The sequence below is a fragment of the Variovorax gossypii genome (assembly GCF_003965815.1).
GTDB classification, from domain to species: Bacteria; Pseudomonadota; Gammaproteobacteria; order Burkholderiales; family Burkholderiaceae_C; genus Variovorax; species Variovorax gossypii.
This window is the reverse complement of the sequence record NZ_RXOE01000001.1, coordinates 133,175-145,564: the sequence shown is the minus strand read 5'-3', so window position 1 is coordinate 145,564 and position 12,390 is coordinate 133,175. Positions and strand designations below refer to the sequence as shown.

The window sequence follows — 12,390 nt, the reverse complement described above, 5'->3', positions numbered from 1 at the left end:
TGAAGACCGGCCTGCCTCAACAGGTGCCGATCACGTAGTAGTTGGGGCCCGTCTGCTTCAGCGTGGTCGTCACGTAGATGTTCCACAAGCCCATCGACTGGTTCGAGCCGTACGCATAGGTCAGGCCGTACAAGGCATAGGCACGCCCGGCGATGGTGTGCGTGTAGTTGCTGGCGGTATAGCAGGTGCCGCCGCTGCCGCCCCCGGTGGTGGTGCCGGTGGCGGCCGACGACATGGTGCCTTCGACGTTGCTCGCGTTCAGCGCGGCCACGGTCCAGCTGTAGGTGGTCGACGCGGCCAGGCCGCTGTCGGTGTAGCTGGTGGCAGTCACCGGCGAGGCGTTGACCTTGCTGCCGCCGCGGTACACGTTGTAGCCGCTGGCGCCGCTCACGGCGTTCCAGGCGATCACCATGCTGCTGGCGGTGGCGCCCGAGGTGCCCACGCCGGTGGGCGCCGGAAGACCGCTGCCGCCCGAGGAGCCGGTGACGCGGTCGATCATCGCCTTCATCGCCGCCATCTGGGGGCCTGACTTCTTCGCGTAGTTGGCGTTGTCGTAACCCCACCAGTCCCAGCAGCTGTTGGTGGCCGCCGTGCTGGTCTGCGGGTAGATCAGCACGATGTTGTTGGTGTCGGCCCAGCGGTTGTAGCCGGTCTTCTTCACGTACTGGTCGCTCACGTCGGTGTAGTTCTGCTTGCAGCCGTGCAGCACCAGGTGCACGCGGCACGAGGTGGTCGTGCAGGCCTGCGGCACGTAGATCCAGCCGGTGGCGGCCATGCCGTGGCCGCTGATGAATTCAGACTGGTTGAACTCGGTGAAGGTGCCGCCGAGCGTGCCGTTGTTGCGCGGGTTCAGCGGGCCGTAGAGCTGCGTGAGGATCTCGCCCGCGAGGTCGAAGCCGCAGTTGTTGATGTACGGGGCGGCCGTGGTGCTGCAGGCGCTGCCGTAGTCGTCGGTGACCATCGCGTGGCCCGCGCCGATGTTGTTCTTGTAGACGACGTTGGCCGCGGGCACGAAGCTCTGGTAGTAGGTCTTGAGGTCGTCCATCACCGGCTGCTTGACTGTGTTGTCCGAGGTGCCCGAGAACATGTACACCTTGGAGTTGCTCATGTTCGACACCGGGTCGATCGCGCCGCTGGCGGCCCAGCTGTTGGTGGTGCTCACGAGCGAGGACACCGGGATGCTGGTGCTGTGCGTCATGCAGCGCCCCGTTGCGTTGACCACAGAACCCTCGGCGCAGTAGTACGGGCCGCCCGCCACCACGCCGGCGCCGCGCTTGAAGGTGGCCGAATAGGCCACGTGCAGTTGCACCGCCATGAAGCCGCCGGCCGACAGGCCCGACACGCTCACCTCCGCCGGGTTGGCGCCGAGCGCAGGCAGCGGCACCGCCGCCTGCGCGGCGTGCGCCGCCACCGTCATTGCCGCGGCCGCGGCAAGTCCCTTCCAGTTCTTCCATTTCATCGCTGGCATCGCTGTCTCCTTGTGTTGTGGGTATCGAACGCTTGCTTTGCTGACTGACGAATCGAATCGGCCGCGGGAACAACACGCCGCCGCGAAAAGGCGCAGGCTGGCGCTTCGCCCGGCGGCCATCCGGGGCGAAAAACGGGCGGCGCTCCTCGGGCGCCGCGCGGGTCAGGGGAACGATCTACGCCGTGGTGCTCAGCGCTTGTTCTTGATGGGGATGTCCATCTCTTCAGGCTTGATCTCGTGCACCAGCTCGGGCACGCCCCAGGCGAACGCCGGGTCGACCTTGATCTTGAAGTGGTACATCGACTGCATCGCCTGGTGGTCTTCCTTGCGGAAGGTCATCTTGCCCTTGGGGGTGTCGAAACTCATGCCTTCCATGGTGCTGATGAGCTTGTTGGTGTTGGTGTCGCCGTTGGTCTTCTTCAGCGCCGTCACTACCGCCATCGCGGCGGAGAAGCCGCCGGCCGTGAAGAAGTCCGGCGGCGTCTTGAATTCCTTGTAGTGCGCCGACACCATCGCCTCGTTCACCGGGTTCTTCGGAATGCCGAAGTAGTAGTAGGCAGCGCCCTCCATGCCCGGCAGCGCCTTGTAGGCGGCCATGGCCGGCAGGATGTTGCCGCCGGTGGCGATCTCGATGCCATAGCGCTTGAGGTCGAGGTCGACGATCTTGAACGGGTTGCCCGCGCCGGCCCAGACGATCCAGATGATCTTGCGGCCCGGCTGATCCTTCAGCTTGTCGATCAGGCGCTGCGCGCCGGCCGTGAAGTCGGTGGTGGTGGGCGGCAGGTATTCCTCGTGGACCAGCTTGGCCTTCTTGAGCGCGGCGCCGAAGGCCTTCACGCCGTCGCGGCCGAAGGCGTTGTCCTGCGCCAGCGTGGCGACGGTCACGCCGGGCTTGTCGACGGCCACCGCATTGGAGATCGCGTCCTGGCTCGAATTGCGGCCGGTGCGGAAGATGTACTTGTTCCACTTGTCGCCGGTGATCGAATCGGCCACGGCGGGCTCGACGATCAGGATCTTCTTGTATTCCTCGGCCACGGGCAGCATCGCGAGCGCGACGCCCGAGGCGGTCGGGCCGACGGCCAGCGCGGCCTTGTCGTCGGAATACGCGGCTGCCAGCAGCGACTTGCCGAGGTCGGGCTTGCCCTGGTCGTCCTTCTCGATGACCACGAGCTTCTTGCCGTTGATCGTCATCGTGCCGCCGGTGGCGTAGTCCAGGCCCATCATGAAGCCGGTCTGGGTCTGCTTGCCGTAGGCCTCCAGCGCGCCGGTCTTGCTGTAGATGTGGGCGATGCGGATTTCGTTGGACTGGGCCCATGCCGGGGCGGCTGCGGCACAGGTGGCGAGCGCTGCCAGCGCGACGAGGTGGCGACGGTTCATTCTTTGTCTCCTGAAAAAGGTGCCTGAATATTGCACACTCCGTGCCATCCTCTAAGCCATTGATAACAAACGTTTCTTCATTCGGGAGAAACGCCGTCAGGCTGAATTCAGAACACTTGCATTGCCTGAATTTCAAACATTTGTCTGATTTTCAGTCAGGGTTTTCTCGGAGACTCGGCGCTGCGCGATCCATTGCTCGAACTGGCGCTCGGCCTGCATGCGGAACTCGTTGCGCGCATGGTTGCACGCCGCGTGCGCCAGCCGACGGTGTTTCGACGAGCGAATGCCGCCGAAGGTCGAGTCGACGAGATGCTCGATGGTGGCGGACTCCGGCCGCCCCGCGGGCTCGTCGAAATCCATGGGCAGGCCGCACCAATGGCAGTTCGGCCCGAAGGTGGAGCGCAGCGCCTTGATGCTCACAGGCTCGCGTACTCCAGGACTTCCTGGCCCATCAGCGTGCAGTCGGCACCCGACACGAAGTAGATCAGCCTCATCCGATAGTTGCCCTTGTAGATCGATCCCCAGACCTCGAGCACCTTGAACTGCTGCTTGCTGTTCGCGGGATTGCGGATGGACGGCAGCTCCTTCACGTCGGGACTGATGCTGATGCGGTCGTCTTCGCCGAAATGGAAGGTCAGGAGCTTTTTCGCGCGGACGACTGCGTCGCTGGAGCACTGGGGTGCGGCGTTGGCGAAGCTGGCAACGGCAGCGTAGAGGGCGACACCCGCGACTGTTCGGGAGAAGGCTTTGTTCATCGGATTCCGGCGACGTTTGTTCGGGCGGCGAGTATCGCCCGACCTGCACACGTCAGGACTGGCGCATGGCGAGCAACGGACTCACGCCGACCGCTCCTGGCTCGTCATCCGCTCGTACAGGGTCGCACGCGAAATCCCGAGCAGCCGCGCCGTCGCCAGCTTGTTGCCGCCGGTGGAGGCCAGCGCCGCCGCGATCGCCCTACGCTCCAGTTCGGCCACCTGCTGAGCCAGCGGGCGCAGCAAGGCCGCTTCTTCGTCCGCATCGTGCGCGCTCTGCAAAGTGGCCGGCAGCTCGATCTGCTCCAGCCCGGCCTCGCGCAGGATGCGTTCGAGCTGCACGGCGTCGATGCGCTGCGAGTCGCTTCGCATGGTCACCTGCTCCAGCACGTTGCGCAGCTCGCGGATGTTTCCGCGCCAGTGCTGGCCCGCCAGCAGTGCGAGCGCGTCGGGTGTCAGCTCGGGCGGAGCCTCGCCGCTGCGCAGCGCCATGTCTTCACCCAGTGCCTCGACCAGCGCGGGGATGTCGGCGCGCCGCTCGCGCAGCGGCGGCACGCGCAGCGGCAGCACGTTGAGGCGGTAGTACAGGTCTTCGCGGAACTGGCCGCGCCGCACGAGTTCGGGCAGGTCGCGCGAGGTGGCGGCGATCACGCGCGCGTCGAAGGGCACGAGCTTGTTGGAGCCCAGCGGTTCGATCTCGCCTTCCTGCAGCGCTCGCAGCAGCTTGGCCTGCAGGCCCAGCGGCATGTCGCCGATCTCGTCGAGGAACAGGCTGCCGCCGTCGGCCAGCTTGAACTTGCCTTCGCGGCCCTTGCGGTCGGCGCCGGTGAAGGCGCCGGGCGCGAAGCCGAAGAACTCTGCTTCGAGCAGCGTGTCGGGCACGGCCGCGATGTTCACGCTGACGAACTGGCCCCTGGCGCGCGCGGACGAGGCATGAATGGCATGCGCCAGCAGTTCCTTGCCGGTGCCGGTCTCGCCCAGCAGCAGCACGGGGCTGGTCGACTGCGCCGCGCGCCGCGCATGCCGTTTCACCTCCACCGCGGCGGGGCTGCTGCCGATGAAGCTCGCGAAGGTGTACTTGGAACGCCGCTGCCCGTCGGCAGCATGCTGGTAGAGCGGGTTGTTGCGCTGGCTCGCGAGCTCGCGCCGCGCATCGTCGAGGTCTCGCTGCAGCAGCGCGAACTTGCTGATGAGCGGCTGCAGCGTGGTCTCGGGCTGGTCGAACAGCACGATGCCGATGGCGCCGATGACCTTGCCCATGCCGCCCTCGCCGCCCGCCGGCTCCTCGCGCAGCGGGATGCGGCTCACGACGAAGGTGCCGGCCTTGTTGGTCAGCAGGTCGACCAGTATGGGCTCGCCGGTCTCGAGCACGCGCCGCATCTGGGTGTTGGGGATCACGTCCTCCACCATGTGACCCATGAACTCGTCGATGGACGAGAAGCCCAGCGCCGGCAGGAAGCGCCGGTAGCCCTCGTTCACCCACACGATGCGTCCGGTGCTGTCGACCAGGAACATGCCCTGGCTGATGCTCGAAAACAAATGAAACATCGAGCGCGCGGCAAGCGCGAGAATTCCTTCTGCGTCCAGCGGCAGCGAGGGCGTTGCGGTAGAGGGAGCGGCGGGCATGGCGGGATCGTAGCGCGCCCCGGTACGGAGCCGTTGCGAAGCCGATGCAGGGCCGGTCCGGCACCCCTCGCCTTCAGCAAGCGCTCAGGTTCCTCGGCTTTCCGGAAGACCCTTCAGCAAACGTTAAGTAAATCAAACGTTTGATTTCGTACATGGTCTAATGCCGGCCATGAATGCGAGAGATCCGATCACCCAGGCACCTCGCCGCGCACCGCGCGCAGACGGCGCCGAGGCACGCCACCGGCTGCTCCACACCGCGCTGCGGCTCTTCGCGCAGAAGGGGTTCGCCAAGACCTCCACGCGCGAGATCGCCCGCGAGGCCGAGGTCAACATCTCGGCCATCAGCTACTACTTCGGCGACAAGGAGGGGCTGTACGCGGCCACCTTCAGCGAGCCGATGGGCGGCGACTCCAGCGACCTCATCGCCGCCTGCAACGCGCCCGGCCAGTCGCTCGAGGAGACGCTGCGCACCTGCATGGTGTCGATGATCGACCCGCTCAAGCAGGGCGAGATCGTGCGCCAGTGCATCCAGCTGCACATGCGCGAGATGCTGGAACCCACCAGCCGCTGGGCCGAGGAGCTGGAGCGCGACATCAAGGGGCCGCATCGCGCCATCGCCGACCTGCTGTGCCGCCACCTGAAGGTGGAGCGGGCCGACGACGACATCCACCGCCTGACCTTCGCGATCACCGGGCTGTCGATGCAGCTCTACGTGAGCCAGGACTTCATCGAGGCCATCCGCCCTTCGCTGCTGCGCACGCCGCGCGCCATCGACGCCTGGGCCGATCGCCTCACTGCCTATGCGCTGGCGCTGGTCGAGGTCGAGGCGACCCGCCGGCGCACCGAGAGAAAGCAGAAGAAACAATGAGCAAACTCCGACTCGAATTGCTGGCTGCCCTCTGCCTGGGCATCGGCCTCTCGGGCTGCGCGCTGACGCGTCCGCCCGCGCAGGTCGAGGCGCCTGTGCCCGCGCAATGGCACGCGCCCCTGCCCCACGGCGGCTCGCTGGCCTCGCTGGCCGACTGGTGGAGCCAGCTCGACGATCCGCTGCTGGTCGAGCTGATCGCCGCCGCCGAGGCCGCGAGCCCCAACGTCGCGAGCGCCGCGGCACGCGTGGCCGAGGCACGCTTCACGCGCGTGCAGGCCGGCGCCGCACTGCTGCCGAGCCTCGACGGCACCGCATCGGCCAGCCGCGGCCCCGTGGGGCTGTCCAGCGGAAGCTCGGGCAGCGGAAGCGGACTCTCGAGCAGCACGCCGATCACCACGCTGCAGGCCGGCCTGCAATCGAAGTGGGAGGCCGACCTGTTCGGCCGCCTGCGCGCCGATCGCGATTCCGCCGAGGCCAAGCAGAGCAGCGCCAATGCCAAGTGGCACGACGCCCGCGTGGCCGTGGCGGCAGAAACGGCCAACGCCTATTTCGCAGAGCGCGCCTGCCAGCAGCAGCTGCGCGTGTCCGAGTCGGACGCACGCTCGCGCGCCGAGACATCGCGGCTCACCGATCTGTCAGCCAGGGCCGGCTTCACGGCACCCGCGGACGCAGCGCTCGCCCGCGCCAGCGCCTCCGACGCATCGGGCCGTCTCACGCAGCAGCGCGCCCAGTGCGCGGTGCAGCGCAAGGCGCTGGTGGCGCTCAGCGGCATCGACGAGACCACGCTCGAGCAGAAGCTCGCGGCCGCGCCGGCGCAGCGCTCGCTGCCGGCAGTGGGCAGCATCGCCAGCGTGCCTGCCGAGGCGATCTCGCAGCGCCCCGACGTGTACGCGGCCGAACTCGGCGTGGCTTCGGCCAGCGCCGACGTGGGCTCGGCCGAGGCCGAGCGCTATCCCAAGCTCACGGTGTCGGGCTCCATCGGCCGCACGCAGTACCGCGTGAGCGGCGTGCACCAGTCGCTCGAAACCTGGACGGTGGGCCCGATTGCGCTGACCGTGCCGCTGCTGGACGGCGGCTCGCGCAAGGCGAATGCCGACGCGGCCAAGGCGCGCTACGCCGAGGCCGTGTCGCTCTACCGGGCCAACGTGCGCCAGGCGGTGCGCGAAGTCGAGGAGGCGCTGGTCAACCTCGACGCGACCAACACCCGCACTGCCGACGCCGATGCCGCGGTGAAGAACTACCAGGCCTCCTTCGATGCCACGCAGGCGCGCTACAGCAGCGGCCTCGCCAGCCTGTTCGAGCTGGAGGATTCGCGCCGCACGCTGTTCACCGCGCAGACCGCGCGCGTGACGCTGCAGCGCGAGCGCACCGAGGCATGGGTGGCGCTGTACCGCTCGATGGGCGGCGGCTGGAACCGCCAGTCCGCCGCGGCCCCCTCCTCTTCCGAATCGACCTCAATGACCACCACACCGACCGCCAAGGTCGCGACGTCGCCATGAAAACAATGAAGCGTTCCACCCTCGCCATCGCGCTGGCCGCGCTGGTCGTCGTCATCGCCGCGGTCTTCTTCATGACACGCGGCAAGCCGGCGGACAAGACCGCCGAACCCGCAGCGGCAGCCAAGGCCAAGGACGGCGCCGCCTCGCCCAAGCCCGCGCTGACCGTCACCGTCGCCAGGCCAGAGGCCACCGAGCTGATGCTCACGCTCGCGGCCAACGGCAACGTGGCCGCCTGGCAGGAGGCCGTGGTCGGCTCGGAGTCCAACGGCCTGAAGCTGGCTGAAGTGCGCGTGAACGTGGGCGACCTGGTGAAGAAGGGCCAGGTGCTGGCAGTGTTCTCGCCCGAGACGGTGCAGGCCGACATCGCGCAGGCGCGCGCCTCGCTGGCCGAAGCCCGCGCCACCGCGGCCGACGCGGCGGGCAACGCCGCGCGTGCGCGCACGCTGCAGGCCACCGGCGCGCTGAGCCAGCAGCAGATCAACCAGTACCAGACCACCGAGCAGACCGCCAAGGCACGCGTGGAAGCTGCCGAGGCCGTGCTGGCCGCGCAGCAGGTGCGCGGGCGCAACACGCAGGTGCTGGCGCCCGACGACGGCGTGATCTCCGCGCGCACCGCCACGGTGGGCAGCGTGGTGTCGGCCGGCACCGAGCTGTTCCGCCTGATCCGCCAGGGCCGCCTCGAATGGCGCGCCGAAGTGACCTCGGCCGAGCTCAGCCGCGTTGCCGTGGGTACCACCGCCTTCGTGGTCAGCGCCAGCGGCGCGCAGGTGCGCGGCAAGGTGCGCAGCGTCGCGCCCACGGTCGATCCGCAGACGCGCGCGGCGCTGGTGTACGTCGACCTGCCCAACGTGCAGCAGAACACCGGCATCAAGGCCGGCATGTTCGCGCGCGGCGACTTCGAACTGGGCCGCAGCACCGCGCCGACGGTGCCGCAGAGCTCCATCGTGCCGCGCGACGGCTTCAACAACGTCTTCCTGCTGAAGCCCGACAACAAGGTGTCGCAGCTGAAGGTGCAGACCGGCCGGCGCCTGAACGACCGCATCGAGATCACCAGCGCGCTGCCCGACGGCGCCCAGGTGATCGTGCAGGGCGCGGGCTTCCTCAACGACGGCGACCTGGTGCGCGTGGTGGATGCACCCGCGCCCGCAGCCGCAGCCGCCGCGCAGCCGGCAAGGTCCGCGGCCTCCGCCGCCACCGCCCGGTAAGCAACGGCAGAAGAAATTCAAAGGAACACGCCCATGAACGTTTCCGCCTGGTCCATACGCAACCCGATTCCGGCGGTGATGCTGTTCGTGCTGCTCACCTTCGGGGGGCTGCTGTCGTTCAACGCGATGAAGGTGCAGAACTTTCCGGACATCGACCTGCCGACCGTCACGGTCTCGGCCTCGCTGCCCGGCGCCGCGCCTTCGCAGCTGGAGACCGACGTCGCGCGCAAGCTCGAGAACTCCATTGCCACGGTGCAGGGCCTGAAGCACATCACCACCAAGGTGCAGGACGGCGCCGCCACGCTGATCGTCGAGTTCCGCCTCGAGAAGCCCGTGCAGGAAGCCGTGGACGACGTGCGCTCCGCCGTGCAGCGCGTGCGCGCCGACCTGCCGGCCGACGTGCGCGACCCGGTGGTCACCAAGCTCGACTTCGCGGCGCAGCCGGTGCTGGCCTTCACCATCGCCTCGTCGGCCATGGATGCCGAGGCGCTGAGCTGGTACGTCGACAACGACGTCACCAAGAAGCTGCTCGCCCTGCCCGGCGTGGGCGCCGTGAACCGCGTGGGCGGCGTCACGCGCCAGGTGCACATCGACCTAGACCCGGGCAAGCTGCAGGCGCTGGGCGCCTCGGCCGCCGACATCTCGCGCCAGCTGCGCCAGGTGCAGACCGAGAGCGCGGGCGGCCGCTTCGACCTGGGCGGCAGCGAGCAGCCGGTGCGCACCATGGCCACCGTGAAGTCGGCCGACCAGCTCGCCGACATGCAGATCGTGCTGAGCGACGGCCGCCGCATCCGCCTCGACCAGGTGGCACGCGTGAGCGACACCATCGCCGAGCCGCGCGCGGCCGCGCTGCTCAACGGCAAGCCAGTGGTGGGCTTCGAAGTGGCGCGCAGCCGCGGCGCCAGCGAGGTCGAAGTGGGCCACGCCATCATGAAGGCGCTGGCCGACATGCGTGCCGCGCGCCCCGACATCGAGCTGACCGAGGCCTTCAACTTCGTCGACCCGGTGGAAGAGGAATACAACGGCTCGCTGCACCTGCTGTACGAGGGCGCCATCCTGGCGGTGGTGGTGGTGTGGCTGTTCCTGCGCGACTGGCGCGCCACCTTCGTCTCGGCCGTCGCGCTGCCGATGTCGGTGATCCCCGCCTTCATCGGCATGCACCTGCTGGGCTTCTCGGTCAACGTGATCTCGCTGCTCGCGCTGTCGCTGGTGGTGGGCATATTGGTGGACGACGCCATCGTGGAGGTCGAGAACATCGTGCGCCACCTGCGCATGGGCAAGACGCCCTACCAGGCGGCGATGGAGGCGGCCGACGAGATCGGGCTGGCGGTGATCGCCACCACCTTCACGCTGATCGCGGTGTTCCTGCCCACGGCCTTCATGAGCGGCGTGGCCGGCAAGTTCTTCAAGCAGTTCGGCTGGACGGCCTCGCTCGCGGTGTTCGCGTCGCTGGTGGTGGCGCGCGTGCTCACGCCGATGATGGCGGCCTACATGCTCAAGCCCGTGGTCGGCGCCGAGAAGGAGCCGGGCTGGCTGCGCTGGTACATGCGCGCCGTGGAATGGAGCACGCACAACCGCTTCAAGACGATGGTGCTGGCCACCCTCTTCTTCTTCGGCTCGCTGGCGATGATCCCGCTGCTCAAGACCGGCTTCATTCCGCCGGACGACAACTCGCAGACGCAGATCTATCTCTCGCTTGCGCCCGGCTCCACGCTGGCGCAGACCACCGCGGCGGCGGAGGAAACCCGCAACCGCGTGATGAAGATCCAGCACGTGAAGAGCGTCTACACCACGGTGGCCGGCGGCAGCGCGGGCGGCGACCCGTTCGCGAACTTCGGCACGCCCGAGACGCGCAAGGCCACGCTCACCATCAAGCTCGACCCGCGCGGCGACCGCCCGCGCAAGCAGGTGATCGAGAACCAGATCCGCGCGGCGCTCGAGACGCTGCCCGGCGTGCGCAGCACGGTGGGCCTGGGCGGCTCGGGCGAGAAGTACATCCTGGCGCTCACGGGCGAAGACCCGGTGGCGCTGGCCAGCGCGGCGAGCGCGGTCGAGAAGGACCTGCGCACCATTCCCGGCCTGGGCAACATCACCTCCACCGCGAGCCTGATCCGCCCCGAGATCGCCGTGCGCCCTGACTTCGCGCGCGCCGCCGATCTGGGCGTGACCAGCTCCGCCATCGCCGAGACGCTGCGCGTGGCCACGCTGGGCGACTACGACCAGTCGCTGGCCAAGCTCAACCTGGCCCAGCGGCAGGTGCCGATCGTGGTGAAGCTGGAGGACTCGGCTCGCAAGGACATCGACCTGCTCGGGCGCCTGTCGGTACCGGGCACGCGCGGGCCGGTCATGCTGAGCCAGGTGGCCTCGCTGAGCATGGAAGGCGGCCCGGCCGTGATCGACCGCTACGACCGCTCGCGCAACGTGAACTTCGAGATCGAACTCTCGGGCGTGGGCCTGGGCGACGCGAAGGACGCGGTGCAGAAGCTGCCGTCGATCGAGAAGCTGCCGCCAGGCGTGCGCATCGCCGAAGTGGGCGATGCGGAAGTGATGACCGAACTGTTCGCCAGCTTCGGCCTGGCCATGCTCACCGGCGTGCTGTGCATCTACATCGTGCTGGTGCTGCTGTTCAAGGACTTCCTGCACCCGGTGACGATCCTGTGCGCGCTGCCGCTCGCGCTGGGCGGCGCCTTCGTGGGCCTGCTGATCGGGCAGAAGGCGCTGTCGATGCCCTCGCTGATCGGGCTGATCATGCTGATGGGCATCGCCACGAAGAACTCCATTCTTCTGGTGGAGTACGCCATCGTGGCGCGACGCGACCACGGCATGAACCGCTGGGACGCGCTGCGCGACGCCTGCCACAAGCGCGCGCGCCCCATCATCATGACCACGCTGGCCATGGGCGCGGGCATGCTGCCCATTGCGGTGGGCTTCGGCACGGCGGATTCGAGCTTCCGCTCGCCGATGGCGATGGCGGTGATCGGCGGGCTGATCACCTCCACCGTGCTGAGCCTGCTGGTGGTGCCGGCCGTGTTCACCTACATCGACGACATCGAGCACTGGATCAGGCGCACCGTGCGCAGGCTGCGCGGGCAGCCGGCCGATCCGCACATCGACGACGACCTGGTCGAGACGCCCGCGGCACCGAGCCGCTAGCGCGCCTCGAGGTTGAGCACGATCACGCCCGCGACGATCGCCGCCACTCCGGCGATCCGCGGCAGCGTGACGGGCTCGCCGAGCCAGATCATGCCGAGCACGGCGATCAGCACCGTGCCGCTGCCGGCCCAGACCGCATAGCTCAACCCCACGCCGAGCTCGCGCACCGCGAGCGACATGAGCCAGATCGCGGCGGCATAGCAGGCGCCGGTGACGACAGAGGGAACAAGGCGGGTGAAGCCCTCGGCAAACCGAAGGGCCATGGTGCCGGCAACCTCCGCCGCGACGCTCGCGGCGAGCAGGAGCCAGGCAAGGGTCTGGGGACTCACTGAATACCTCACTGCACTCCCCGCCGTACCGGGCGGAGAGTGCGTGTGGGGAAAAGCGGTACCCAAAAACGAAAAAACCGGATGCTGACAGCATCCGGTTTCCCGATGATGAC

The 12,390-nt window shown here is 68.3% G+C and carries 10 protein-coding genes; 4 read left to right on the top strand and 6 right to left on the bottom strand.

Annotated features, from left to right (window positions below; translation table 11 throughout):
- Positions 1 to 16 precede the first annotated feature (16 nt).
- The 5 genes from EJP69_RS00640 to EJP69_RS00620 all read right to left on the bottom strand — a co-directional run bounded on the left by EJP69_RS00640 (position 17) and on the right by EJP69_RS00620 (position 5,223).
- Positions 17 to 1,468, bottom strand: coding sequence for an extracellular catalytic domain type 2 short-chain-length polyhydroxyalkanoate depolymerase (locus tag EJP69_RS00640; protein ID WP_126468411.1), 1,452 nt, complete (start codon positions 1,466 to 1,468; stop codon positions 17 to 19).
- Between the two features lie 189 nt (positions 1,469 to 1,657).
- Positions 1,658 to 2,845: a substrate-binding domain-containing protein gene (locus EJP69_RS00635; protein WP_093202639.1), complete on the bottom strand. Its 1,188-nt coding sequence runs from the start codon at positions 2,843 to 2,845 to the stop codon at positions 1,658 to 1,660.
- A 132-nt stretch (positions 2,846 to 2,977) separates the two neighbouring features.
- Complete coding sequence (locus EJP69_RS00630; RefSeq protein WP_126468410.1) at positions 2,978 to 3,265, bottom strand: hypothetical protein; 288 nt, start codon at positions 3,263 to 3,265, stop codon at positions 2,978 to 2,980.
- The gene (locus tag EJP69_RS00625) at positions 3,262 to 3,600 is read right to left on the bottom strand and encodes a hypothetical protein (RefSeq protein ID WP_126468409.1); all 339 of its coding nucleotides are present in this window, start codon (positions 3,598 to 3,600) and stop codon (positions 3,262 to 3,264) included. Before EJP69_RS00625 ends, EJP69_RS00630 begins: the two co-directional genes overlap by 4 nt.
- Positions 3,601 to 3,681: 81 nt before the next feature.
- On the bottom strand, positions 3,682 to 5,223 hold the full coding sequence (locus tag EJP69_RS00620; RefSeq protein ID WP_093306425.1) for a sigma-54 interaction domain-containing protein: 1,542 nt from the start codon (positions 5,221 to 5,223) through the stop codon (positions 3,682 to 3,684).
- Between the two features lie 169 nt (positions 5,224 to 5,392).
- Between EJP69_RS00620 and EJP69_RS00615 the strand changes: the two genes are divergently transcribed.
- Genes EJP69_RS00615 through EJP69_RS00600 form a run of 4 tightly spaced genes read left to right on the top strand, consistent with a single transcriptional unit; the run spans position 5,393 to position 11,948 of the window.
- Positions 5,393 to 6,091, top strand: a complete 699-nt coding sequence (locus EJP69_RS00615) for a TetR/AcrR family transcriptional regulator (protein WP_240651996.1) — start codon at positions 5,393 to 5,395, stop codon at positions 6,089 to 6,091.
- The gene (locus EJP69_RS00610) at positions 6,088 to 7,590 is read left to right on the top strand and encodes an efflux transporter outer membrane subunit (protein ID WP_126468407.1); all 1,503 of its coding nucleotides are present in this window, start codon (positions 6,088 to 6,090) and stop codon (positions 7,588 to 7,590) included. The genes EJP69_RS00615 and EJP69_RS00610 overlap by 4 nt, the downstream gene beginning before the upstream one ends.
- Entirely contained in the window at positions 7,587 to 8,795 is a 1,209-nt protein-coding gene (locus EJP69_RS00605) for an efflux RND transporter periplasmic adaptor subunit (RefSeq protein WP_126468406.1), read from the top strand. The genes EJP69_RS00610 and EJP69_RS00605 overlap by 4 nt, the downstream gene beginning before the upstream one ends.
- 33 nt (positions 8,796 to 8,828) lie before the next feature.
- Complete coding sequence (locus EJP69_RS00600; protein WP_126468405.1) at positions 8,829 to 11,948, top strand: efflux RND transporter permease subunit; 3,120 nt, start codon at positions 8,829 to 8,831, stop codon at positions 11,946 to 11,948.
- Here EJP69_RS00600 and EJP69_RS00595 read toward each other — a convergent pair.
- Positions 11,945 to 12,277: a DMT family transporter gene (locus tag EJP69_RS00595; protein WP_126468404.1), complete on the bottom strand. Its 333-nt coding sequence runs from the start codon at positions 12,275 to 12,277 to the stop codon at positions 11,945 to 11,947. The genes EJP69_RS00600 and EJP69_RS00595 overlap by 4 nt on opposite strands.
- Positions 12,278 to 12,390: the final 113 nt, after the last annotated feature.